A 22,935-nucleotide genomic window follows, 5' to 3' on the forward strand; every position below is an offset into this window, starting at 1 on the left:
GGCGGACCTCACTTCGGCGCGATGCCGGCGAAATGCAGTACGCCGGCTACCACGATCACCATCGCCAGCGACAACGGCAGGAACACCTTCCAGCCGAGACGCATCAGTTGATCGTAGCGGTAGCGCGGCACGATCGCCTTCGCCATCGCGAACAGGAAGAACATGAAGAACAGTTTGAGCGAGAACCAGATGATCCCCGGCACCCAGTTGAAGGGCGGCAGATCGACCGGCGGCAACCAGCCGCCCAGGAACAGGATCGTCGCCAGCGCGCACATCGTGACGATGGCAACGTACTCGCCGAGCATGAACAGCAGATACGGCGTCGAGCCGTATTCGACCATGAAGCCGGCGACGAGCTCGGACTCGGCTTCGACGAGGTCGAACGGCGGACGGTTGGTTTCCGCCAGCGCCGAGACGTAGAACACGACGAACATCGGGAACAGCGGCCACACGTACCAGTTCAGGATGGTGAGCTGCGGCAACCCGATCAGGCTGGCAAGGCCACGCGCATGCTGCGCCTCGACGACCGCCGACAGGTTCAGCGTGCCGGCGCAGAGCAGGACGGTGATGATGACGAAGCCGATCGAGACCTCGTAGGACACCATCTGCGCCGCCGAGCGCAGCGCGGCCAGGAACGGATATTTCGAGTTCGACGACCAGCCGGCCATGATGATGCCGTAGATCGACAGCGACGAGATCGCGAAGATGAAGAGGACGCCGACATTGATGTCGGAGATCACCCAGCCGAGATTGGTCGGGATCACCGCCCAGGCCGCGAGCGCGAGCACGCAGGAGACCAGCGGCGCCAGGAGGAAAACGCCCTTGTTGGCGCCGGCCGGAATGATCGGCTCCTTCAGCACGAACTTCAGGAGGTCGGCGAAGGATTGGAACAGGCCCCAGGGGCCGACCACGTTCGGGCCACGGCGGATCTGCACCGCCGCCCAGATCTTGCGGTCGGCGAGCAGGATGTAGGCGATCGCGACCAGCAGGACGACGAGCACCAACACGCTCTCCGCGACCATGATGATCAGCGGCCAGAGGAACCCGGTCCAGAATGCGCTTTCGAAGAATGCCATCAGATCACGCTCACTCCGCTGCGGTCAGCATCTGCCCGGAGGCAAGCCGCGAGCATTCCGCCATCACGGCGGACGCACGCGCGATTGGGTTGGTCAGGTAGAAGTCCTCGATCAGGGCCTTGAACGGCGCCTTCTCCGGCGTGCCGCCCTTGCCTGCGAGCGCCTTGACCTGGTCGGCCGTGCCCGCCTCGATCTGGTCCAGACGGATCAGATGCGGCACCGCCTTGAAGATCGCCTGACGCAGCGCAGGGAGCGAGTCGTAGCCGAGCTTCTTGCCGAGCGCCTCGGACAGCGCGCGGACGATCGCCCAGTCCTCGCGGGCCTCGCCCGGCGGAAACGCGGCACGGCCCGTCATCTGTACGCGGCCCTCGGTGTTGACGTAGATCGCGGACTTCTCGGTGTAGGCCGCCGCCGGCAGAATCACGTCGGCGCGGTGCGCGCCGCGGTCGCCGTGGGTGCCGACATAGACGACGAAGGTGCCGTCCGGCGCCTTGATCTCATCGGCGCCGAGCAGGAACAACAGGTCAAGCGTGCCGAACGTCGTCATCTGCGCGGCGTTCAAACCGCCGTTACCTGACGCAAAGCCGATATCCAGCGCGCCGACGCGCGAAGCCGTCTCCTGGAGGACGCCAAAGCCGTTCCAGCCATCCTTTAGCGCACCGATATCGAGCGCCAGCTTGGCGGCCTGCGCGAGAATCGCCGCGCCGTCATGGCGCGAGGTCGCGCCGGCCCCGACCAGAACGACCGGATGCTTGGCGTTCTTCAGGACATCAGCGAAGGAATGCTTGCCGGCGGCGAGATCGGCGAGCGTCTCCGTGCCCGCGCCGAGATGATCGTAGTCATAGGTCAGATCGGCCTTGGCACCGATCACGCCGACCTTGAAGCCGCCCGCGCGCCAGCGCTTGCGGATGCGGGCGTTGAACACGGCCGCTTCCTTGCGCGGATTGGCGCCGATGATCAGCAGCGCGTCGGCCTGCTCGATGCCGACGAGCGTCGGATTGAAGATATACGAGCCGCGGCCGAGCGCGGGATCGAAGGCATCGCCACCCTGCACCGCCAGATTGGCCGAGCCGAACTTGGCGAGCAGATCCTTGAGCGCGAACATCTCCTCGACGCCGGCGAGATCGCCGGCAATGGCGCCGATGCGCTTGCCGTCGCTGCGGCCCGCCTTGGCGGCGATCGCGGCGAAAGCTTCGGACCATGAAGCCGGGCGCAGCTTACCGGCCTCGCGGATATAGGGCCGGTCGAGCCGCTGCGTGCGCAGGCCGTCGACGACGTGACGGGTCTTGTCGGAAATCCACTCCTCGTTCACGGCCTCGTTGACGCGCGGCAGGATGCGCATCACCTCGCGGCCGCGGGTGTCGACGCGGATCGCCGAGCCGACGCCGTCCATCACATCGACCGACTGGGTCTTGCCGAGCTCCCACGGGCGCGCGGCGAACGCATACGGCTTCGAGGTCAGCGCGCCGACCGGGCAGATGTCGACGAGGTTGCCCTGAAGCTCGGACGTCAGCGCGTGCTCGAGATAGGTCGTGATCTCCATGTCCTCGCCGCGGCCTGTCGCGCCCATCTCGGGGGCGCCGGCAACTTCCGCCGAGAAGCGGACGCAGCGCGTGCACTGGATGCAACGGTTCATCGAGGTCTTGACCAGCGCGCCGAGATACTTGTCCTCGACCGCGCGCTTGTTCTCGGCGAAGCGGCTGGTGTCGACACCATAGCCCATCGCCTGGTCCTGGAGGTCGCACTCGCCGCCCTGGTCGCAGATCGGGCAGTCCAGCGGATGATTGATGAGAAGGAACTCCATCACGCCTTCGCGGGCCTTCTTCACCATCGGCGAACGCGTCGAGATTTCCGGCGGCTCGCCCTTCGGACCCGGACGGCAATCGCGCACGCCCCAGGCGCAACTCGCGACCGGCTTCGGGCCGCCCTTCACCTCGACGAGACACATCCGGCAATTGCCGGCGATCGACAGCCGCTCGTGATAGCAGAAGCGCGGAATCTCGGCGCCGGCGGCCTCGCACGCCTGGAGCAGCGTGTACTCCGGCGGGACATCGATCTCTTTGCCGTCGATGATGAGCTTTGTCATTCTTCCTACTCCGCCGCGACCATGTTCACGGGATCGCGGACGCCGGCATCGTCGATGTCGGCCTTGTGCGAATACTGGTCGATGCGCGCTTCGATCTCATGACGGAAATGCGCGATCAGGCCCTGGATCGGCCAGGCGGCTGCGTCGCCGAGCGCGCAGATGGTGTGGCCTTCGACCTGCTTGGTGACTTCCAGCAGCATGTCGATCTCGCGCTTGTGGGCGCGACCTTCGGCCATGCGGGTGAGCACGCGCCACATCCACCCCGTGCCCTCGCGACACGGCGTGCACTGACCGCAGCTCTCATGCTTGTAGAAATAGGAGATGCGGGCGATCGCACGGATCAGGTCGGTCGACTTGTCCATCACGATCACGGCCGCGGTGCCGAGACCCGAGCGCAGCTTGCTCAGGCTGTCGAAGTCCATCGGCGTGTCGATGATCTGCTCAGCCGGCACCATGCGCACCGAGGAGCCGCCGGGGATCACGGCCTTCAGATTGTCCCAGCCACCGCGGATGCCGCCGCAATGCTTGTCGATCAGCTCACGGAACGGAATGCCCATAGCCTCTTCGACGTTGCAGGGCCGCTCGACATGACCGGAGATGCAGAACAGTTTCGTGCCGACATTGTTCGGACGGCCGATGCCGGCGAACCAGGCCGCGCCGCGCCGCAGGATGTCAGGCGCAACCGCGATCGACTCGACGTTGTTGACCGTGGTCGGGCAGCCGAACAGGCCGACATTCGCCGGGAACGGCGGCTTCAGCCGCGGCTGGCCCTTCTTGCCTTCCAGGCTCTCGAGCAGCGCGGTCTCTTCGCCGCAGATATAGGCGCCGGCGCCGTGGGCGACGTAGATATCGAACGGCCAGCCGTTGACGTTGTCCTTGCCGACCAGCTTGGCCTCGTAGGCCTGGTCGATCGCGGCTTGCAGGTGCTCGCGCTCGCGAATGAACTCGCCACGGACATAGATGTAGCAGGCATGCGCGTTCATCGCGAAGCTCGCGATCAGGCAGCCCTCGATCAGGAGATGCGGATCATGCCGCATGATCTCGCGGTCCTTGCAGGTGCCGGGCTCGGACTCGTCGGCATTCACCACGAGATAGCTCGGCCGCCCGTCGGTCGATTCCTTCGGCATGAAGGACCACTTCAGGCCGGTCGGGAAGCCGGCGCCACCGCGACCGCGGAGCCCCGAGGCCTTCATCTCGTTGATGATCCAGTCGCGGCCCTTGTCGATGATGGCCTTGGTGCCGTCCCAGGCGCCGCGGCGCCGCGCGCCCTCGAGCCCCCAATCATGGAGGCCGTAGAGGTTCTTGAAGATGCGGTCCTTGTCCTCGAGCATTTCAGTGCTTTCCGATCAACGGTTGGCTTGCTTGTAGGCAAGCCCGGCGGCGCAGACGGCAAAGGTCAGCGCCCAGAGCAGGCTGGTTTCCAGCGACGCGTTCAGGGTGAAGCGCTGCAGCAGGAAGATGAAGGCGGCCGCGACGGCGGCATGCATGGCGATGAAGCCCCACTTCTTCACGGCGCCGCTCCTCTCCGCTGCCGGTGACGCGAGCTCACGCATCAGGTGGTCTCCTTCAGCGTGGTCGGGCCGGTGATGGGGGCCGAGAACTGACGGCCGTTCTGCGGGCCGGGCTTGGGCGGATTGCCCGAGGCAAAGCCATCGAGCACCTTGCCGAAGCTTTCCTTGGTCAGGTCCTCATAGGTGTCCTTGCCGATCAGGACCATCGGCGCGTTCACGCAGGCGCCCAGGCATTCGACCTCTTCCCAGCTGAAATTGCCGTCCTTGGATAGGTGGAAGGGCTCGTGATGAATCCGGCTCTCGCAAACGTGGATCAAATCTTCGGCGCCGCGCAGGCGGCACGGCGTGGTGCCGCAGACCTGGACGTGGGCCTTCTTGCCGACGGGCGCGAGCTGGAACATTGTGTAGAAGGTCGCGACTTCCAACACGCGGATATAGGGCATGTCGAGCATGTCGGCGATGACGCGGATCGCGGCTTCCGACACCCAGCCATCGTTCTGCTCCTGCGCGCGCCACAGGATCGCGATCACGGCCGAGGCCTGACGCCCCGCCGGATATTTCGCGATCTGCTGCTTCGCGAACGCGAGGTTCTCCTCCGTGAACGCAAAGCTCGCGGGCTGGACTTCCTTGGGCGCTAGGCGGCGAACGGACATCTCTTCAATCTCTCACTGGATACGGCGCGCAGCCTTCGCATTCAGGGCATCGATCCTGTCCTGCCAGAATGCGCTTGCGGTGCCGAAAACGTTGTAGCCGACGTGGGTGGAGACCTTGATGCGATCGAGGATCGAGAGTTCGGTCACCGTCTCCATGCGGTTGGTGCTGGGATCGTAGACGATCAGCTTCAGCGGGGTTTGTTCGAGGATGTAGCGCGACACCGCGTGTGAACGGTCGCTGCCGTGCTCCTCGCACATGATCACGCTGTCGCCCTGCAACAGCCGCGCGCCGCCCTTGATCGCCTCGATCTCCACACCTTCGACGTCGAGCTTGATCAGATATTTGCCGCCGGCCGCGACCTTGCCGTCATCGATGAGATTGTCGAGCGCGATAACCGGCACCTGCTCGCCGCCTTGCGAAGGATCGCCGGCAATGCTGAACGCCTCGTGCTTGGTGCCAGAGAGCCGCGCGGTGCCGCGCTCGGCGCCGATCGCGCATTTCATGGTCTCGAAGCGATTACCGTTGATGCGCGCGTTGTTCGCAAGCTTCGGGTAGTTCTGACCCGACGGCTCGATCGCGATAGCCTGGTGCGCGCCGAACGGCTTGCTTGACACCAGCACGGACCAGTAGCCGTAATTCGCGCCGCAATCGAGCAGCGTGTAATCGACGTCGACGGAGTCCGCGAACAGCAGCTCCAGCTCGTCCTCGTAATTGTACGAGCGGTTGAGCAGCTTGCTCCAGTAGCCGTCGCCGTAGGGGAATTCGAACACGGCGTCCGGGTTGAGCTTGATCGCGATATTGCGCTCGGGCAGCGTTTTCCGCAGCAGGTTCGCGCAGGCGATGTAGCCCATGTGCGAGAAATGTGAGGAGATCTTCGATCCCGTTACCAGCGCCAAGGCAGCCGTCCGCTCCCACAGGTTGGCTCCTTCAAGAGCCCCTGAAGCGCGGTCAAACTGGATTGGCGCCTGCGCCATCACCGATCGACCTCTCCGAACACGATGTCGAGCGAGCCGAGGATGGCCGAGACGTCGGCGAGCAGATGGCCCCTGCAGATGTGATCCATGGCCTGCAGATGCGCAAAGCCCGGCGCGCGGATCTTGCACTTGTAGGGCTTGTTGGTGCCGTCGGAGACGAGATAGACGCCGAACTCGCCCTTCGGCGCCTCGACCGCCGCATAGACCTCGCCGGCCGGCACATGGACGCCTTCGGTATAGAGCTTGAAGTGATGGATGAGCGCTTCCATCGAGCGCTTCATCTCGCCGCGGCGCGGCGGGGCGACCTTGTTGTCCTCAACGACGACCGGCCCCTGCCCTTCCGGCGCCTTCAGCTTCTCGATACACTGCTTCATGATGCGCACCGACTGGCGCATCTCTTCCATGCGGATCAGGTAGCGGTCGTAGCAGTCGCCGTTCTTGCCGATCGGAATATCGAATTCCATCTCGGCATAGCACTCATAGGGCTGCGACTTGCGCAGGTCCCAGGCCGCGCCGGAGCCGCGCACCATCACGCCCGAGAAACCCCACTCCCAGGCTTCCTTCAGCGGCACCACGCCGATATCGACGTTGCGCTGCTTGAAGATGCGGTTGGCGGTGAGCAGGCGGTCGAGGTCCTCGACCACCTTCAGGAACGGATCGCACCAGGCCTCGATATCGTTGATCAGCTTGGGCGGCAGGTCCTGGTGCACCCCGCCAACGCGGAAGAAGGCTGCGTGCATACGGCTGCCCGAGGCGCGCTCGTAGAACACCATCAGCTTCTCGCGCTCCTCGAAGCCCCACAGCGGCGGGGTGAGCGCGCCGACGTCCATCGCCTGCGTGGTGACGTTGAGAAGATGAGAGAGAATGCGGCCGATCTCGCAATAGAGCACACGGATCAACTGGCCGCGGCGCGGCACCTCGATGCCGAGCAACTTTTCAGCGGCGAGGCAGAAGGCGTGTTCCTGGTTCATCGGCGCGACATAGTCGAGCCGGTCGAAATACGGGATCGCCTGCAGATAGGTCTTCTGCTCGATCAGCTTTTCGGTGCCCCGGTGAAGCAGGCCGATATGGGGATCGACGCGGGCGACGACTTCGCCGTCAAGCTCCAGCACCAGACGCAGCACGCCGTGCGCGGCCGGATGCTGCGGCCCGAAATTGATGGTGAAATTGCGAAGCTGTTCGGGTTGCTCGTTCATGATCAGACCTTCGGTCCTGCTTTTTCATCGCCCGGAAGGACCGGATAATCGGCTCCCTCCCAAGGAGACAAAAAGTCGAACTTGCGGAATTCCTGGTTGAGCCGAACCGGCTCATACACAACCCGCTTCTCCTGGTCGTCGTAGCGGACCTCGACGAAGCCGGTGAGCGGGAAGTCCTTGCGCAGCGGATGCCCCTCAAAACCGTAATCGGTGAGGAGGCGGCGCATGTCGGGATGGCCGACGAAGATCACGCCGTAAAGATCGTAAGTCTCGCGCTCGAACCAGTCGGCGCCGGGAAACACCTCGATCAGCGACGGCACCTGGGTGGTCTCGTCGGCCTGGGCCTTGAGCCGGATCCGGGTGTTCAACGTCGGCGACATCAGATGATAGACGACGTCGAAACGCTTCTCGCGCGACGGATGATCCACCGCCGTGATGTCGGTGAAGTTGATGAAGCGGCAGTTCGGATCGTCGCGGAGGTACTTGACCACCTCGACGATCTTGGCGGCCTCGACCTCCACCGTGAGCTGGTTGAAGGCGACCGTGTGACCGGTGGCGGCGCCCGGAAGCGCGCTAACGATCGTTTGCCCAAGGGCGTCGAGCTTGCCGTCGTCCATGACGTAAAACCTTAGCGTTCGATGGTGCCGGTGCGCCGGATCTTCTTTTGCAGCAGCAGCACGCCGTAGAGCAGCGCTTCCGCCGTGGGCGGACAGCCCGGCACATAGATGTCGATCGGCACGATGCGGTCGCAGCCCCGCACGACCGAGTAGGAATAGTGATAGTAGCCGCCGCCATTGGCGCAGGAGCCCATCGAGATGACGTAGCGCGGCTCCGGCATCTGGTCGTAGACCTTGCGCAGCGCCGGGGCCATCTTGTTGGTCAGGGTGCCTGCGACGATCATCACGTCGGACTGGCGCGGCGAGGCACGCGGCGCAAAGCCGAAGCGCTCGACGTCGTAGCGCGGCATCGAGACCTGCATCATCTCGACCGCGCAGCAGGCGAGACCGAAGGTCATCCACATCAGCGAACCGGTGCGCGCCCAGGTGATGAGGTCATCGGTCGCGGCGACGAAGAAGCCCTTGTCGGACAGCTCGTGATTGACCTCGAGGAAGAATGGATCGTTCGCACCGACCGGCTTGCCGGTCGACGGATCCAGAATGCCCTTCGGGGCCGGCGCGAGAACCGGACCGGCGGACGGTGTGGCAGGGTTCAATCCCATTCGAGTGCCCCTTTCTTCCATTCATAGGCAAACCCCACCGTCAGCACGGCGAGGAACACCACCATGGACCAGAAGCCGGTCGCACCAAGCTTTCCGAACGCGACTGCCCAGGGGAACAGGAACGCCACCTCAAGGTCGAAGATGATGAAGAGGATGGCGACCAGGTAGAAGCGGACGTCGAACTTCATCCGGGCGTCGTCGAAGGCGTTGAAACCGCACTCATACGCCGACAGCTTTTCCGGATCCGGCTGCTGGAAGGCCACGATGAAGGGGGCGATCAGCAGCACGAGGCCAATCAGGCCCGCTACCCCTATAAAGACGACAAGTGGAAGATAGTTCTGCAGAATGCCGCTCATTGGCACGCCCTTTTTCCCGCAAGCCTCGGGTGGCTCGCGGATTCGTCCCGATTTGGAATTGTTCTGAGCCTTAGCGCAGTGCACCAAAGGGTGCAAGACACGCTGTTTTTAGGCCCTTTGCCGCCCCCAGAACAGTGGAAATCCCGGAATCGCCCCGCGGCTGGTATGGAGCAGAACGGCCGCCCCAGCAAGGGCATCCCTGTCGGCCTCCTCCACCATCGACGGACGCTCCACGCGGAGCACGTCCACCCGCGGCTCGGGATGTCTAGGACGGCTTTGCTGTCCTGCTACGACGCAGCCAGGCCCAGGGAATGACGAGCACGGGAAGGCCAACCGTCACCCAGGCGACATATTTGCCGATCTCGCCCCACAGCAGCGCGGCGAGCAGGCCGATCGAGGTCGCTGCCGCGATCAGAATCGGCGCGACGAAGACCCGTAGCCACGGGCGCGAGCGAAGGGGCGAGCCATGCATCACAACGGGACCGGGGCTCGTTTCGCGAATGCGTCGGCGCGGGCCGGCCGCCGCTTTCGCCGCCGCACCAGCCAGAGGTAGAGGCCGCTGCCGATCACGATCATCGTGAGCACGTCAAGCGCGGCCCAGATCACCTTCAGCGGCATACCGCCATAGTTGCCGAAATGCAGCGGTTGCGAAATCAAGAGCGCCTGAAGGTAGACCGGGAGCGCCCGGCTGTCGGCGACTTCCCCGGTCTCCCCGTCCAGCAACACGGGCTTCAGCAGGCGCGCCGTGAGGGCGGTATCGCCGCGCATGAACGCCGCGAAATGGTGCGACGACGTGAATGGGGTACCCGGGAAAGCGATGAAGGCGATGTCCATGCCGGGTGCGGCCGCCCTGGCGCGGGCGACGACGCCGTCGAGCGAAGCCAGATGCACCGGCGGCGGCTTGCCGGCATAGGGCGCGACCATGCTGGCGAGCTCGGTCGCCTTCCATTGGTCGAGCATCAGCTCGGCCCAGGTGTTGATCACGCCAGTCAGCCCGACCACCAGAGCCCACACCACCGTCACCACGCCGATCAGATTGTGCCAGTCGAGCCAGACCACACGGCGCGCGGCGGGGTAGCGGATGGTTGCAAAGCGCAGGCGGCGGGTGAACGGCCAGTACAGCACCACGCCGGAGATGATGGCGACCGCGAACAAGAGCCCCATCGCACCGAGAAACAGCTTTCCGGCCTGGCCGGCGAACATATCGGTGTGCAGCTTGAGCACGATCAGCATCGGCCCGACACCGACGGGTCCGAGCAGCCTGGCCGAGACCGCATCGAAGGCGCGCACGGTGGCGTTGTCCGGCGGGCCGTCCGGCGCGCTGTTGGTGAATGCGAACACGATCCCGGGTTCGTCCTTGTCCCAGGAGATATATTGCAGCACCCGGCCCGGATCGGCAGCGAGCGCGGCGTCGGCGACCGCCTGGGTCGTCGCACGCGCCGCGCCCGCGTGAGCTTCGGGCTGGGGGGCATAGCCCAGAAGCTCGTCGAGCTCGTGATGGAAGATCAGCGGCAGTCCGGTCAGGCAGAGCAGGAGCAGAAACACGGTCGAGATCAGGCTGGTCCAGGTGTGGACCACGGACCAGAGCCTGACGGTGCGCGCCTTCACGCCGCGATCCCCTCGCCTGCCCTCACCATTTATAGGACACGCTGGCGGTGACGCGCCGGCGGTCGCCGTAGAAGCAGGCCCCTTCCGAGGCGCAGCTCGCGACATAGATCTTGTCGGTCAGGTTGATGACGTTGATCGCCGTGCGCCAGTTCTGCCATTCGTAATGGACCGCGAGATCGCCGAGCACGACCGCGGGAACCTCGAGTGTGTTGGCAGCGTCGGCCCAGGACGAGCCGACGTAGCGCACGCCCCCGCCGAAGCCGAAGCCCGCCAGCGGTCCCTCCTTGAACGTGTAGTCGGCCCAGCCTGACACCAGGAGCTCTGGCGTGTTGGTCGGCGTCTTGCCGATCAGCGATGAATCCAGGTCCTTGCTGGTGAAGAGATGATAGCTGGTGAAGGCGCCGATCAGCTTCAGCTCCTTCGTGACATTGGCCACCGCCTCGAGCTCGATGCCGCGCGAGGTGACCTCGCCGGTCTGGTTCTGCAACAACACATTTGACGGATCGGTGGTCAGTGCGTTCTGGCGCTTCAGGTCGAAGGCCGAGACCGTGAAGTAACCATCGAACCATTTCGGCTGCACCTTCAGGCCGACCTCGACCTGCTTGCCGGTTTCCGGCAGGAGCAACTGGTTGCTTGCATTGAGGCCAATGACCGGATTGTAGCTCGTCGCATAGGAGATGTAGGGCGCAATTCCGTTGTCGAAATTGTAGATCAGCCCGGCGCGCCCGCTGAACTTGCTGTCGTCGCGCTGGCCGACGATGGCGCCGCTGTCACGGGCGGCCTGCGTCGTCTCGACCCAGTCGTTGCGGCCGCTCAGCACCAGCGTGAAATTGCCGAGCTTCATCTGGTCCTGAAGATAGGTGCCGGCCTGCTTCTGCGTGATCAGGTAGTTGCGGAAAGGCGAGGTCGGCAACGGAACCTCGGCTGCGCCGTAAGAGGGGTTGAGGACGTTGATCGAGGGCACGCCGAACCCGAAGGCCTGGTAGTCGTCGATCTGGTAGCCCTTCAGATCGACGCCGAACAGCATGGTGTGCTTCACCGGACCGGTGTTGAAACGGTACTCCAGCTGGTTGTCGAGATCGGCCTGGTTGGCGGTGTCCTTCGCATACCAATTGTAGCGGGCGAGCGAGCCTGTGTTGACGTTTGTCCAACCGCTGCCGACGTAGCCTCGATAGGTCAAATCGACATGCGCGAAACGCGCATTCTGCCGGAACGTCAAATCGTCGGTGAGATTGCGCTCGAACTGGTAGCCGAGCATCTCCTGCTCGCGCGTGAACTTGTCCACGCTGGGATCGCCGGCGAAGAAGCTGGTCGGGATCTTGCCGAACGGCGCGCTCGTCACCGTACCCTTGTAGGGCAGGAAGTTGATGCCGCGGGTATCGGTCTTGGAGGCCGAGGCAAGGACCGTGAAGGTCGTGTCGGCGTCCGGCTTCCAGGTGACGGACGGTGCGATGAAGTAGTTGTTGTCGGGTGTGAAGTTGACCTGCGTGTCGCCGTTCCTGACCTCACCGACGACGCGGTAGAACAGCTTGCCGTCCTGGGGCTGCGTCACGACGGGACCACCGACGTCGAAGCCGACATAGGCGTTGCCGAAATTGTTGACCCCGGTCTCGATGTAGCGGATCGGCTCGGTTGGCGGCAGCTTGCTGATGACGTTGACAATGCCGCTCGGGCTCGATCCGCCATAGAGCACCGCAGACGGACCGCGCAGCACTTCGATGCGCTCCATGTTGGATGGCGGAAGCCGCCAGCTCGCATAGGCCGTGTAGAACAGCTGCACGCCGTCGAGGAACAGTCCGATGTCGTCCGACTTGAAGCCGCGGATCAGCCACCAGTCGTTGCGGGTGTCGGCGCCGAAGGTACCGGCGCGCACGCCGGCGGTGTAGCGCAGGGCTTCGTCCAGCTTGGTCGGCTTCTGGTCGCGGATCTGCTCGGCGCCGATGACCGACACCGATTGCGGCGTCTCCATGATCGGCGTGTTGGTCTTGGTGCCGGACGAGCTGCGGCCCGCGACATAACCATGAACCGGGCCGCGCGGCGTCTCGACGAATCCGACATTGCGCTCAGGCTGCGGCTTTCGCTCGTTCGCGCTCTGCGCTGCCCGCGGCGTTCGCCGCGTCGCCGCGGCCGCCGCACGGCGGCGGGGCTCGGGCGAAGCCACGGCAACCGGCGGCAAGGCTTGCGCGCCGCTCTGCGACGAGGATCCCGAGGATTGAGCGACCGAAGCTTGCGGCAACAGTACCAAAGCGGACGCGGTCGCAAGTCCCGCCGACCGCAGCATTCCAAGACAGTTCAACGCACCACCCCAACCTGCAACGTTTGTTGTTCCATGCCGAAAGTGCGAATGACGACATGCGTTGCGGCGACGCTTAAGCGAGCGCGTGCGGAAGACCTAATTGAATGCCTCTTAGAAGAGCTCTTAGAATTTTTCCAAAATGAACGCGTCGAAAACCGGTCGGACGATCAGTCCGGATCCTTTTCCGCATCCAACATCTCTTCGGCGGCTGCAGTCAGGCGATCGATCTGCGCCAGCAGCGAGTCGAGCTCGTCCTTGCTCAACTGCTGCAGCAGGCGCCGATTGCGCTCCTGCGCGCTGGCAACGATTGCGTCATGTGCGGCGAGCCCTGCCTTGGTCAGCGAGATCAGCACCTCGCGGCTGTCGTGCGGATTGGGCGTCTTCGCGATCAGCTTGCGTGACGACAGGCCCGCGAGTGCGCGGCTGATCTGTCCCTTGTCTTGCCCCACCGCTTCGGCGAGCCGCGCCACGCTCATCGGCGGACGCCGGCCAAGCGAGGCGACGAGGCCGAACTCCACCGAGTTCAATCCGGCGACGCGCTTGTAGCGCAGGATGGCGCCGCGCTTGAGCAGATTGGCAAGCACCATCAGCCGCGATGACAGCATCACGGTGATCGGCGCGGGCACCGCGCTCTCGTCCATGTCGGGCGACATCCGCCCGCCTCTGCTCGGCTTCTGGCTCATGCGCCACCTCTGCCAACAAACAAACGGCCTGCCAAGGGGCGGCGGCGTGGCACTTGAAATGATTGTTAGAGGCATTCGCAATATCGTTGACATTGTCATCGATCTATCGTTGACTTCCGCAATCAACGAAGAATACGACCCGGCGGCCGGAGAGCTGCGGGCGGGAGGAACGGCATGACCATCACCCAGCGCGACCGCGATCTCGGCACGGCCTATGCGATGCGGGAAGCAAGCACGCGCACCGAGCTGACCTCGGTCGCGCGCGGCACGCCGATGGGCGAACTGCTCCGCCGCTACTGGCACCCCGTCGGCCTCGTCAGTGACGCCACCGACACGCCGAGGAAAGTCCGCGCGCTCGGCGAGGACCTCGTCCTGTTCCGCGACAAGCATGGCCGGCCGGGCCTGTTGCACGCGCGCTGCTGCCACCGCGGCACCACGCTCTACTACGGCAAGGTCGAGGAGGATGGCATCCGCTGCTGCTATCACGGCTGGAAGTTCGACACGGAAGGCCACTGCCTCGAGCAGCCCTGCGAGCCCGACAGCGGGCAATTCAAGGACAAGGTGCGCCAGCCCTGGTATCCGGTCGAGGAACGCTACGGGCTGATCTTCGCCTATATGGGCCCGGCCGAGAAACGCCCGGTCCTGCCGGCCTACGAATGCCTGGAGACCATGGACGAGGGTGAACTCGTCGAGGCCGATGACTCCTCGATCGGCGGCGGGGGACCCGCCATCATCCCCTGCAACTGGCTCCAGCATTTCGAGAACGTGGTCGATCCCTACCACGTGCCGGTGCTGCACGGCTCGTTCTCAGGCCCGCAATTCACCAACATGATGGCCTCGATCCCGGAGGTGAAATTCGAGAAATCGCCGCGCGGAGTCCTCGTGCGCTCGGAACGCAGGCAGGACGACGGCAAGGTGTTCTACCGCGTCAGCGAGGCGGCGCTGCCAACCTTACGCGTCGTGCCGAACCCGCGCGTCGCGCAGTTCGCCCGCGTCGAGTCGATCGGCTGGGTGCTTCCGATCGACGACATTTCTTTCCGCATTTGTGTCGCGGGACGGGTGAAGCATGCCGGCGACATCAGCCGCATGCGCTCGAAGTTCAACGGAAAATTCTGGTGGGACATGAGTGAGGCCGAGCACCAGCAGTTTCCCGGCGACTACGAAGCCCAGGTCGGCCAGGGCCCCGTGACCATTCACTCCGAGGAGCATTTCGGCCAGAGCGACCGCGGCATCCTGATGATCCGGCGCATGCTGACCGATCAACTCGAGGCGCTCGCCGCAGGCCGCGACCGATCGGCGTCTCCTTCGATCCCAGCGCGCCGCCGGTCGCATTCGAAGCGGGGAATTACATCCGCGACAGGTGAGAGACCAAAACCAATGACAACAATAAATACATATTGGGGGGGGGAAGCGATGGTCGATGTGACGTCAGACGTGCCGACGCAGGCGGCCGCGGCCGCAAAGCCGTCCGCACGGCGCTACTACGTGCTCGGGCTGCTCACTATTATCTACGCGCTGAACTTCCTCGATCGCACCATCTTCAACGTCCTGATCGAGCCGATCAAGAAGGAGTTTCAGCTCAGCGACACCATGATGGGCCTCTTGGCCGGCTTCGGCTTCGCGCTGTTCTATTCGCTGCTCGGCATTCCCATCGCCCGCATGGCCGACCGGCTGAGCCGGCGCAACATCGTCGCGCTCGCCTTCGCGTTCTGGAGCGCGATGACGGCGCTGTGCGGCATGGCCACGAGCGTGACCTCGCTGGCGCTTGCCAGAATTGGGGTCGGCATCGGCGAATCCGCGGGCTCGCCGGCCTCGCAATCGATCGTCGCCGATCTCTTTGCCAAGAACGAGCGGCCGCGCGCGCTCGGCATCTACGCCATCGGCACCTATCTCGGCGTGTTCCTCGGATATTTCGTCGGTGGCTATGTCAACCAGCACTATGGCTGGCGGATGGCCTTCTACGTCGCGGGCCTGCCCGGCATCCTGCTCGCCGCCGTGCTGTGGCTGACGATCTCCGAGCCGAAGCGCGGCGCCATGCAGGAGACGTTCTCGCCCGAGCCGCTCGGGCCGACGCTGCGCTTCCTCGCCTCCCAGCAGAGCTTCATCATCGTGCTGATCGGCTTCTGCCTCACCACCTATACGAACTACGCGACCGCGGCGTGGATCCCGCCCTTCCTGGCGCGCGTGCACCATCTGTCGAGCGCGGAGATCGGAACCTATGCAGGGACCTTCAAGGGGCTCGCCGGGATGGCGGGCACCCTGCTCGGCGGCTTCGTGGTGGCGCAGGTGAGCCGCCGCGACGACCGCTGGAAGCTGTGGCCGCCCGCGATCACCTCGTGCCTCGCCGGCCCCGTGTTCGCGCTGTGCATGCTGACGCAGGATTTCGCGACCATGGTGGCGATGCTGGCGCTGACCTCGTTCCTGGTCGGCTTCCATCTTGGACCGATCTTTGCGATCGCGCAGACGGTGGCAAAGCCCAGCATGCGCGCGCTCGCCTCCGCCCTCATCGCGCTGACCGCGACCTGCTTCGGCCAGGGGCTCGGCCCGCTCATCGTCGGCATGATCAACGACGCGCTGAAGGGCGGCTTCGGCGCGGACGCCGTCCGGTACTCCCTGCTGTCTGCAGCGGTCACGACCACCGTGGGCGCCCTGCTCTTCGTCTGGGCTGCCCGCACGATCCGGACCGATATCGCCCGGGCGGCGGCCTGAAATGGCCCTCCGGGCGAGTTGTCGGGCGAAACCAAGCCGCCCGCTAGATGAAACCATTTTGCGCAAGGCGCGAAACCATCCGGAAACAGATCGTCCCTAGAAGAAGGGCCAACAGACGGGCGGCAAAGCCGGTCGGGAGGCCTAGATGAACCACTCCATTCACTCTGCTGATCGTGCGACGCACCTGAAGATCGTGGTGGTGGCGCTGGTGGCCGGCATCGCAGTGGCTGCCTTCGGGATCGCGGCACGCACCGGTGTCGACCTCAGCCAGACCGCTCAGACCAACCATGTCATGAAGGCCGGCAAGCCGGTGGTCGTGACCAGCTCGGGCACGTCGGAAATCCGCTAAGGCCGAAACGGACCATTTCGGACAGACCAAGGCCGCCTCCGGGCGGCTTTTCGTTTGCGGCGATCTGCGAGAATTCCAGGCTAAGCCATTGATTCAATGGCGCGAGAGACGGGGCTCGAACCCGCGACCTCCGGCGTGACAGGCCGTTGGAAAATCCAGCCAAATCAACGCGCGTTCCAACTTTGTCAGGGGCAAAGACCCTCTCCAAGAGCGAAAAGTTGGAACGCGTGCGCCGGGCCCTTCGGCATCGGCGAGGCGCCTAGATCCAGTCCCAGAACTTGGAGCACGGGACGGCTTCTGCACTCCGGTGTTTCAGAACGTCACCGCAGATCGCGCGTCTGCGTCGTAGCAATTCTGCAACAGCGGCGGACTGATACGGGGGCGATCGTTTCGAAACGTTGCTGGCGGGCTGGGTTCCCGAGTAGGTTCCCACCAGCGACTCCGCGGTTGCCGGCGTTGCGGATGGATATTTTTTTGATTTTTGCAGGGGCTGCGGCGCAGAGCCGCCGGGGGATGGCGAGTTTGATCGGGTTTCATAACGCACGTCGCAGGCGGGCCTTCCTTCTCGCGACCGTATCTTTGATCGCTATGGGCGCGCTCGCCATGCCCGCGCTGGCGGATGGCGGCTCCGGTGGCATCGGCGTCGGCTATCCGGGCGGAACGGGCGGCACCGATTCTGCAACTGGTCTCGGCGGGACGGGCGGTGACGGGACGTTCGGCTTTGCCGGCGGCGGCGGCGGCGGTGGCGCCGGCGTGGCAGGCGGCGGCGGCGGCACAGGAGAGGGGCAAGGCGGCTTCACGGCGAGCGGTGGTGCGGGCGGCGCGAGCGCTGGCGCCAACGGCGCCGACGGGAGCACTAGCGTCGTCTTCAATGTCGGCGGCGGCGGAGGCGGCGGCGGTGCCCATGGCGCGGTCGTCACCACAACGACAACCAATTCGGCCACGGTGACCGGCGGCAATGGTGGCAATGGCGGTAACGATACCGGCAGCGCCGGCGGCGGCGGCGGCGGCGCCGGCGGCTATGGGGTCGTGGTCAATGGCAGCGGCCTTGCCTATTCCAACAGCGGCACCGTCGCCGGAGGCCGCGGTGGCGCCGGCGGCGTCGGGTTCGGCAGCGGCGGCGTCAGCGGCAATGGCGGCAGCGGCGGCATCGGCGTCGATTTCACCGGCAGCGCCAGCCTGGTTAATTTCGGCACCATCAGTGGCGGCAATGGCGGTGCCGCGGGCGCGGGAACAGCCGGCGCCACAAACGGAACGGCTGGTGCGGGCGGCGCCGGCATCGTGGGGGCTGGCCTCACCATCATCAACAGCGGCAACATCATCGGCGGGCTCGCGGGCGACGGAGTGACCCGTGCCAACGCCATCACCTTCACCGGCGGTACCAACGTGCTGGAATTGTGGGCCGGTTCAGCCATCACCGGCAACGTCGTCGCCTCCAGCGCCGCCGACACGCTGCGGCTCGGCGGCACGACGAATGCGAGCTTCGACGTCTCGCAGATCGGCGCGACCGCGCAGTACCAGGGCTTCGGCGTGTTCGAGAAGAGCGGCAGCAGCACCTGGACACTGACCGGCACCAATGCCGCGGCGCAGCCCTGGGCGATCGACGCCGGCACGCTGCTGGTCAACGGCACCATGAGCAGCGCGAGCATGACGGTGAACACCGGCGGCACGCTCGGCGGCACCGGCACAGTGGGCAGCGTCACGGTGGCGAGCGGCGGCACGTTTGCCCCCGGCACGCCAGGCAGCACCATGACGATATCCGGCAATCTCGCCTTCCAGTCCGGCGCGCTCTACCTGGTGCAGGTCAATCCAACGACCGCATCGAGCGCCGTCACCGGCACCGCAAATCTCACCGGCGGCAGTGTGCAGACGGTGTTCGCCGCCGGCAGCTATGTGGGCAAGAGCTACGACATCCTGCACGCGAGCGGCGGCATCACCGGCAGCTTCACCGGCGTCAGCGGCAACGTGCCCGCCGGCTTCAGCGAAAGCCTGAGCACCACCACGACCGATGTGTTCCTGAACCTGACCGCCACGCTCGGCCAGGGTGCAGGCCTGAACGGCAACCAGCAGAACGTCGCCGGCGCGATCAACACCTTCTTCAACAATGGCGGCGCGCTGCCGCCGAATTTTGTCGGCGTGTTCGGTCTCACCGGCGGCAACCTCTCCAACGCGCTGACGCAGCTCTCGGGTGAAGCGGGCACCGGCGCGCAGCAGGGCGCGTTCCAGTTCATGGGCCAGTTCCTGGGGCTGATGATTGATCCCTTCGCCGATGGGCGCGGCGGGGCGCCCGGTGCGGGCGGCGCACTCGGCTTTGCGCCGGAGCGCGCGGCGTTGCCGGAGGACATCGGGCTTGCCTACGCGCGCGTGATGAAGGCGCCGGTCGCCAAGGCCCCTCCCCCTGTCGCGTTCGAGCAGCGCTGGACCGCATGGGCGAGCGGGTTCGGCGGCTATAACAGCACCAAGGGCGATGCCACCGTCGGCAGCCACGACCTCACCGCCCGCGCCGGCGGCGTCGCGGCCGGGCTCGACTACCGCGTCAGCCGCGATGCCGTGGTCGGCTTTTCGCTCGCCGGCGGCGGCACCAAGTGGGATCTGGCGCAAGGCTTCGGCAGCGGCAAGAGCGACACCTTCGCCGGCGGCGTCTACGGCGCCATCCGGTCCGGTGCCGCCTATGTCGCGGCCTCGTTCGGCGGCGGCAATCACTGGATGTCCACCGACCGCTTTGCCGCGTTCGGCGACCATCTCACCGCCAGCTTCAACGGCGAGAGCTTTGGCGGCCGCATCGAGGGCGGCTATCGCTATGGCGTTGGCAGCTTTGGCGTCACGCCCTACGCCGCGCTGCAGGCGCAGAGCTTCCGCACGCCGACCTACAGTGAAACCGATCTCACCGGCGGCGGCTTTGGCCTGACCTACAATGGACGGACCGCCAGCGACACCCGCAGTGAGCTCGGCGCGCGCTTCGATCACGTGGCCCTGGTTGCGTCGGATGCGGTGCTGACCTTCCGCGGCCGCCTCGCCTGGGCCCATGACTGGATCAGCAATCCGACGCTCGCCGCCGCCTTCCAGGCGCTGCCCGCTACCGGCTTCCTCGTCAACGGCGCAACGCCGGCCAAGGATGTGGCGCTGGTCTCCGCCGGCGCCGAGCTCAGGCTCGCGAAGGGGATCAGCCTGCTCGGCAAGTTCGACGGCGAATTCGCCGGCAAGGCGCAGACCTATGCCGGGACAGGGACCGTGCGGGTGAACTGGTAGAAGGTTCAGCAGAGTTCCCCGAGCGATCGCGCCACTACGTGGTGAAGCGCAAACGAGCCTTCTGGCAGCCGACGAAGAAAATGCGCAGCTTGGCCTTACCGCAAGGACATTCTGAGCAAAGATTTTCGGGTCATCCGGGCGGAGGCCTTTCCCGACGATGAGCGCACCATCGCCGATCTCCGCCGCTCCGGTGCCGTCGAAGCGGTTGTCGGCGGCGTCAACCCAGCCCACCTATCGGCCAAGATGGCCAACTCCATCGCCTCCGCCAAGCATCTCGAAGCGACCTATGTGCCTGTCGTCCAGGAAATGGTCCGGGGCGCAGACGATGCGCGTCTCAAGGGGCGCAAAACGCTCAACAAACGACAATCCGACGGGCAAAAAGTTGGAATGCGCGGGGTTGCCGACTTGGAACAGGGGATGGAGTTCTTGAGCCAAGTCATTGAAAAGACTGGCGCGAGAGACGGGGCTCGAACCCGCGACCTCCGGCGTGACAGGCCGGCGCTCTAACCAACTGAGCTACTCCCGCGTGCTGGGCAAAGCCATGCGGAACGAGGGGGGACTTAAAGGTGCGGTCTGGTGAAGTCAAGGACGTTGCGCCTCTCCCGTAAACATCGGGCGTTTCAGCCAGACTTCGCCGAAATCCAGCCCCGGATGGCTGGCCCGTCAGGTCCCGAATCGTCTGCTGCCCGGAGGCCCCGGCGCCGGAAGCCGCCGCCCGCCCTTTCAGGGAACTGGCCGACGCTTATTCAGGCTTACGCTTCGTTAAGCCTGATCACGCCTCGTTGCGCGGCAACATGCGGCCCCCCGGAATGACGCTTTTCTGGTATACCGCCCGCTCACCCGACCTTGGCGGTTACGAGAAGAAATGTCCCTCACCTTCACCCACACCGTGACCGAGCGCTTCCTGCGCTACGTCACCATCGACACCCAGTCCGATCCCGAATCCCCCACATCACCCTCGACCGAGAAGCAGAAGGATCTCGGCCGCGTGCTCGTCACCGAGCTCAGGGACATGGGCGTGGAAGATGCCCATCTCGACGACTACGGCTATGTCTACGCGACGATCCCGTCCAACACCGACAAGAAAGTGCCGGTGATCTGCTTCTGCTCGCACATGGACACCTCACCCGACTGCTCGGGCAAGGACGTCAAGCCGCAGATCGTGAAGAATTATCGCGGCGGCGACATTACGCTGTCAGCCGACCCCACCCAGGTGATCCGCTTCGCCGAGCATCCCGCGCTCAAGAACCAGATCGGCAACGACATCGTCACGACCGACGGCACGACTCTGCTGGGCGCCGACAACAAGGCCGGCGTCGCCGAGATCATGGACGCCGCGCATTTCTTCATCAACAACCCGGACGTGAAGCACGGCACCATCAAGATCCTGTTCACGCCCGATGAAGAGATCGGCCGCGGTGTCGACAATGTCGACATCAAGAAGCTCGGCGCCGATTTCGGCTACACCATGGACGGCGAGAGCGCCGGCAGCGTCGAGGACGAGACCTTCTCGGCCGACGGGGCCACCATCATCATCCAGGGCGTCAGCGCCCATCCCGGCTATGCCAAGGGCAAGATGGAGCACGCGATCAAGATCGCAGCCGCCATCGTCGAGCGCCTGCCGAAGGAAGGCTGCTCGCCGGAGACCACCTCGGGCAAGCAGGGCTTTCTGCATCCGATCGGCATCTCCGGCGCGCTGGAGCAGGCGACGCTGTCCTTCATCGTGCGCGACTTCACCGAGGAAGGCCTGAAGGAGAAGGAGGCGCTGCTCGAGGGCATCGTCAAGGACGTGATGAAGGACTATCCGCGCTCGACCTACAAGTTCGAGGTGCGCGAGCAGTACCGCAACATGAAGCAGGTGATCGACCGTCACCCGCACATCCTCGAATACGCCATCGAAGCGATCCGCCGCGCTGGGCTGCGCCCGATGCGCACCGCGATCCGCGGCGGCACCGACGGCTCACGCCTCTCCTTCATGGGCCTGCCCTGCCCCAACATCTTTGCCGGCGAGCACGCGTTTCACTCGCGGTTGGAATGGGTCAGCCGGCAGGACATGGAAAAGGCGGTGCAGACCATCGTGCATCTCGCGATGATCTGGGAAGAGCGGGCGTAGGATTTCCCAAAGGCCAACGTCGTGGCTGGGCTCGTCCCGGCGATGCCCTCGACCCTCCGTTTTTGCGCCGCATCGCCTGTCCTATGTTAACGACGCCAATCTCGAGATCATCAAAGATGCGACCGGGGCGGAGCCTCCGAATCGGGAGAGCCGCGTGGATCACAGAACGGCCTGCCTGAACCAGGCGAACGCTTTCCGGGAAAAGGCGCTCGCCGATCCCGAGCGCCACGACCAATGGATCGACGAAGCCATCAAATGGCTGGAACGGGCGATGGAAGCGAGCCGTCGCGTCTCGGTGACGGTTGAAGCGGGTGATGGCCATTCTATCCCGCACGATGCCCGGGCTGCGCAACACGTGGCCGGCCCGCCTGAACGTCTGGCAAAATCGTGATGTCGGGCCCGTTTGCGGGTTCCGTGACGGCATGCGACAATTGGATATGCACCTGAAACGGCTTGCCCACGCTCTGGTCATGCTGCTGGTCGCGGTCGGGCTCCTGCTCGCACCGCTGGCTGCGCCTGTTTCTGCGATGCCGATCTCCGGCGACGCCGGCAAGATATTGCAGGTGGCGCCGGATGATGTGCAGGCCGTGTCCGATGACATGCCCTGCTGTCCGGACGAGACCAAGAGCAAGACCTGCGACGGCTGTCCGTTCGTGGCGCTGTGCATGCTGAACCTCTCGCTCCCCGCGCCTTCCGGAGCGGGTTCGCTGATCGAGCGCAATCCGCGGCGGAGCGCGCTTGCGCCGCACGATGATCTCCTGCGCGACGGGCTGGCCGCGAAGCCACCTGACCACCCCCCTCGACTCGTCTGATCGGCGCTTGACGCGCCGGACCGATGACGTGTCGCCGCCCAGCG

The 22,935-nt window shown here is 65.0% G+C and carries 21 protein-coding genes, 1 tRNA gene and 1 pseudogene; 8 read left to right on the forward strand and 15 right to left on the reverse strand.

Going from position 1 to position 22,935, the window contains the following annotated elements; all coding sequences use genetic code 11:
• Positions 1–8: 8 nt before the first annotated feature.
• From nuoH to NLM33_RS08225, 14 genes are all read right to left on the reverse strand, one after another.
• Positions 9–1,076 (reverse strand): NADH-quinone oxidoreductase subunit NuoH, encoded by a 1,068-nt coding sequence (gene nuoH, locus NLM33_RS08160; RefSeq protein ID WP_254095580.1) that lies wholly within the window; start codon positions 1,074–1,076, stop codon positions 9–11.
• A gap of 10 nt (positions 1,077–1,086) precedes the next feature.
• The gene (nuoG, locus tag NLM33_RS08165) at positions 1,087–3,162 is read right to left on the reverse strand and encodes an NADH-quinone oxidoreductase subunit NuoG (protein WP_254095581.1); all 2,076 of its coding nucleotides are present in this window, start codon (positions 3,160–3,162) and stop codon (positions 1,087–1,089) included.
• A 5-nt stretch (positions 3,163–3,167) separates the two neighbouring features.
• Positions 3,168–4,493: an NADH-quinone oxidoreductase subunit NuoF gene (gene nuoF, locus NLM33_RS08170; protein WP_254095582.1), complete on the reverse strand. Its 1,326-nt coding sequence runs from the start codon at positions 4,491–4,493 to the stop codon at positions 3,168–3,170.
• A gap of 15 nt (positions 4,494–4,508) precedes the next feature.
• Entirely contained in the window at positions 4,509–4,715 is a 207-nt protein-coding gene (locus NLM33_RS08175) for a hypothetical protein (RefSeq protein ID WP_254095583.1), read from the reverse strand.
• Positions 4,715–5,326 carry an NADH-quinone oxidoreductase subunit NuoE gene (nuoE, locus tag NLM33_RS08180; protein ID WP_254095584.1) on the reverse strand — a complete coding sequence of 204 codons (612 nt, stop codon included), beginning with the start codon at positions 5,324–5,326 and terminating at the stop codon, positions 4,715–4,717. Before nuoE ends, NLM33_RS08175 begins: the two co-directional genes overlap by 1 nt.
• Before the next feature lie 12 nt (positions 5,327–5,338).
• Positions 5,339–6,301, reverse strand: a complete 963-nt coding sequence (locus tag NLM33_RS08185) for an FkbM family methyltransferase (RefSeq protein ID WP_254095585.1) — start codon at positions 6,299–6,301, stop codon at positions 5,339–5,341.
• A complete protein-coding gene (locus NLM33_RS08190) occupies positions 6,301–7,497 on the reverse strand; it encodes an NADH-quinone oxidoreductase subunit D (RefSeq protein ID WP_254095586.1) in 1,197 nt (398 codons plus the stop codon). The genes NLM33_RS08185 and NLM33_RS08190 overlap by 1 nt, the downstream gene beginning before the upstream one ends.
• Positions 7,498–7,499: 2 nt before the next feature.
• Complete coding sequence (locus tag NLM33_RS08195; RefSeq protein WP_254095587.1) at positions 7,500–8,114, reverse strand: NADH-quinone oxidoreductase subunit C; 615 nt, start codon at positions 8,112–8,114, stop codon at positions 7,500–7,502.
• A gap of 11 nt (positions 8,115–8,125) precedes the next feature.
• Positions 8,126–8,716: an NADH-quinone oxidoreductase subunit B family protein gene (locus NLM33_RS08200; protein WP_371929919.1), complete on the reverse strand. Its 591-nt coding sequence runs from the start codon at positions 8,714–8,716 to the stop codon at positions 8,126–8,128.
• Positions 8,707–9,072 carry an NADH-quinone oxidoreductase subunit A gene (locus NLM33_RS08205; RefSeq protein WP_008136158.1) on the reverse strand — a complete coding sequence of 122 codons (366 nt, stop codon included), beginning with the start codon at positions 9,070–9,072 and terminating at the stop codon, positions 8,707–8,709. Before NLM33_RS08205 ends, NLM33_RS08200 begins: the two co-directional genes overlap by 10 nt.
• A 265-nt stretch (positions 9,073–9,337) precedes the next feature.
• Positions 9,338–9,544, reverse strand: coding sequence for a hypothetical protein (locus NLM33_RS08210; RefSeq protein ID WP_254095588.1), 207 nt, complete (start codon positions 9,542–9,544; stop codon positions 9,338–9,340).
• Complete coding sequence (locus NLM33_RS08215) at positions 9,544–10,680, reverse strand: PepSY domain-containing protein (RefSeq protein ID WP_254095589.1); 1,137 nt, start codon at positions 10,678–10,680, stop codon at positions 9,544–9,546. The genes NLM33_RS08210 and NLM33_RS08215 overlap by 1 nt, the downstream gene beginning before the upstream one ends.
• Before the next feature lie 22 nt (positions 10,681–10,702).
• Entirely contained in the window at positions 10,703–12,961 is a 2,259-nt protein-coding gene (locus NLM33_RS08220) for a TonB-dependent siderophore receptor (RefSeq protein ID WP_254095590.1), read from the reverse strand.
• A 182-nt stretch (positions 12,962–13,143) separates the two neighbouring features.
• Positions 13,144–13,659, reverse strand: coding sequence for a MarR family winged helix-turn-helix transcriptional regulator (locus tag NLM33_RS08225; RefSeq protein ID WP_371929920.1), 516 nt, complete (start codon positions 13,657–13,659; stop codon positions 13,144–13,146).
• On the opposite strand from NLM33_RS08225, the gene NLM33_RS08230 reads away from it, so the two are divergent.
• The 5 genes and pseudogenes from NLM33_RS08230 to NLM33_RS08250 all read left to right on the forward strand — a co-directional run bounded on the left by NLM33_RS08230 (position 13,616) and on the right by NLM33_RS08250 (position 19,966).
• On the forward strand, positions 13,616–13,837 hold the full coding sequence (locus tag NLM33_RS08230; protein ID WP_254095592.1) for a hypothetical protein: 222 nt from the start codon (positions 13,616–13,618) through the stop codon (positions 13,835–13,837). The genes NLM33_RS08225 and NLM33_RS08230 overlap by 44 nt on opposite strands.
• Positions 13,834–15,023, forward strand: a pseudogene (locus NLM33_RS08235) (Rieske 2Fe-2S domain-containing protein). Before NLM33_RS08230 ends, NLM33_RS08235 begins: the two are co-directional and overlap by 4 nt.
• A 49-nt stretch (positions 15,024–15,072) precedes the next feature.
• Positions 15,073–16,368: an MFS transporter gene (locus NLM33_RS08240; RefSeq protein WP_254095593.1), complete on the forward strand. Its 1,296-nt coding sequence runs from the start codon at positions 15,073–15,075 to the stop codon at positions 16,366–16,368.
• A 145-nt stretch (positions 16,369–16,513) separates the two neighbouring features.
• Positions 16,514–16,717, forward strand: coding sequence for a hypothetical protein (locus NLM33_RS08245; RefSeq protein WP_254095594.1), 204 nt, complete (start codon positions 16,514–16,516; stop codon positions 16,715–16,717).
• 603 nt (positions 16,718–17,320) lie between these two features.
• Positions 17,321–19,966 (forward strand): autotransporter domain-containing protein, encoded by a 2,646-nt coding sequence (locus tag NLM33_RS08250; RefSeq protein WP_254095595.1) that lies wholly within the window; start codon positions 17,321–17,323, stop codon positions 19,964–19,966.
• Positions 19,967–20,415: 449 nt separating this feature from the next.
• Here NLM33_RS08250 and NLM33_RS08255 read toward each other — a convergent pair.
• Positions 20,416–20,492: transfer RNA gene (locus NLM33_RS08255), tRNA-Asp, on the reverse strand.
• A 339-nt stretch (positions 20,493–20,831) separates the two neighbouring features.
• Between NLM33_RS08255 and pepT the strand changes: the two genes are divergently transcribed.
• The 3 genes from pepT to NLM33_RS08270 all read left to right on the forward strand — a co-directional run bounded on the left by pepT (position 20,832) and on the right by NLM33_RS08270 (position 22,891).
• The gene (gene pepT, locus NLM33_RS08260) at positions 20,832–22,079 is read left to right on the forward strand and encodes a peptidase T (protein WP_254095596.1); all 1,248 of its coding nucleotides are present in this window, start codon (positions 20,832–20,834) and stop codon (positions 22,077–22,079) included.
• Between the two features lie 154 nt (positions 22,080–22,233).
• Complete coding sequence (locus NLM33_RS08265; protein WP_254095597.1) at positions 22,234–22,470, forward strand: hypothetical protein; 237 nt, start codon at positions 22,234–22,236, stop codon at positions 22,468–22,470.
• Between the two features lie 46 nt (positions 22,471–22,516).
• On the forward strand, positions 22,517–22,891 hold the full coding sequence (locus tag NLM33_RS08270; protein WP_254095598.1) for a hypothetical protein: 375 nt from the start codon (positions 22,517–22,519) through the stop codon (positions 22,889–22,891).
• Positions 22,892–22,935 lie beyond the last annotated feature (44 nt).

Source organism: Bradyrhizobium sp. CCGUVB1N3 (assembly GCF_024199925.1).
Taxonomy (GTDB): domain Bacteria; phylum Pseudomonadota; class Alphaproteobacteria; order Rhizobiales; family Xanthobacteraceae; genus Bradyrhizobium.

Bases quoted from the DNA above. Each gene is read 5' to 3' on its own strand.
- nuoH (WP_254095580.1), bottom strand. From the start codon at position 1,076: ATGGCATTCTTCGAAAGCGCATTCTGGACCGGGTTCCTCTGGCCGCTG.
- pepT (WP_254095596.1), top strand. From the start codon at position 20,832: ATGTCCCTCACCTTCACCCACACCGTGACCGAGCGCTTCCTGCGCTAC.
- NLM33_RS08220 (WP_254095590.1), bottom strand. From the start codon at position 12,961: ATGCTGCGGTCGGCGGGACTTGCGACCGCGTCCGCTTTGGTACTGTTG.
- nuoE (WP_254095584.1), bottom strand. From the start codon at position 5,326: ATGTCCGTTCGCCGCCTAGCGCCCAAGGAAGTCCAGCCCGCGAGCTTT.
- NLM33_RS08210 (WP_254095588.1), bottom strand. From the start codon at position 9,544: ATGCATGGCTCGCCCCTTCGCTCGCGCCCGTGGCTACGGGTCTTCGTC.
- nuoF (WP_254095582.1), bottom strand. From the start codon at position 4,493: ATGCTCGAGGACAAGGACCGCATCTTCAAGAACCTCTACGGCCTCCAT.
- NLM33_RS08245 (WP_254095594.1), top strand. From the start codon at position 16,514: ATGAACCACTCCATTCACTCTGCTGATCGTGCGACGCACCTGAAGATC.
- NLM33_RS08205 (WP_008136158.1), bottom strand. From the start codon at position 9,072: ATGAGCGGCATTCTGCAGAACTATCTTCCACTTGTCGTCTTTATAGGG.
- NLM33_RS08190 (WP_254095586.1), bottom strand. From the start codon at position 7,497: ATGAACGAGCAACCCGAACAGCTTCGCAATTTCACCATCAATTTCGGG.
- NLM33_RS08185 (WP_254095585.1), bottom strand. From the start codon at position 6,301: ATGGCGCAGGCGCCAATCCAGTTTGACCGCGCTTCAGGGGCTCTTGAA.
- NLM33_RS08200 (WP_371929919.1), bottom strand. From the start codon at position 8,716: ATGGGATTGAACCCTGCCACACCGTCCGCCGGTCCGGTTCTCGCGCCG.
- NLM33_RS08240 (WP_254095593.1), top strand. From the start codon at position 15,073: ATGGTCGATGTGACGTCAGACGTGCCGACGCAGGCGGCCGCGGCCGCA.
- NLM33_RS08225 (WP_371929920.1), bottom strand. From the start codon at position 13,659: ATGAGCCAGAAGCCGAGCAGAGGCGGGCGGATGTCGCCCGACATGGAC.
- NLM33_RS08250 (WP_254095595.1), top strand. From the start codon at position 17,321: ATGCCCGCGCTGGCGGATGGCGGCTCCGGTGGCATCGGCGTCGGCTAT.
- NLM33_RS08270 (WP_254095598.1), top strand. From the start codon at position 22,517: ATGCACCTGAAACGGCTTGCCCACGCTCTGGTCATGCTGCTGGTCGCG.
- NLM33_RS08195 (WP_254095587.1), bottom strand. From the start codon at position 8,114: ATGGACGACGGCAAGCTCGACGCCCTTGGGCAAACGATCGTTAGCGCG.
- nuoG (WP_254095581.1), bottom strand. From the start codon at position 3,162: ATGACAAAGCTCATCATCGACGGCAAAGAGATCGATGTCCCGCCGGAG.
- NLM33_RS08230 (WP_254095592.1), top strand. From the start codon at position 13,616: ATGTCGGGCGACATCCGCCCGCCTCTGCTCGGCTTCTGGCTCATGCGC.
- NLM33_RS08175 (WP_254095583.1), bottom strand. From the start codon at position 4,715: ATGCGTGAGCTCGCGTCACCGGCAGCGGAGAGGAGCGGCGCCGTGAAG.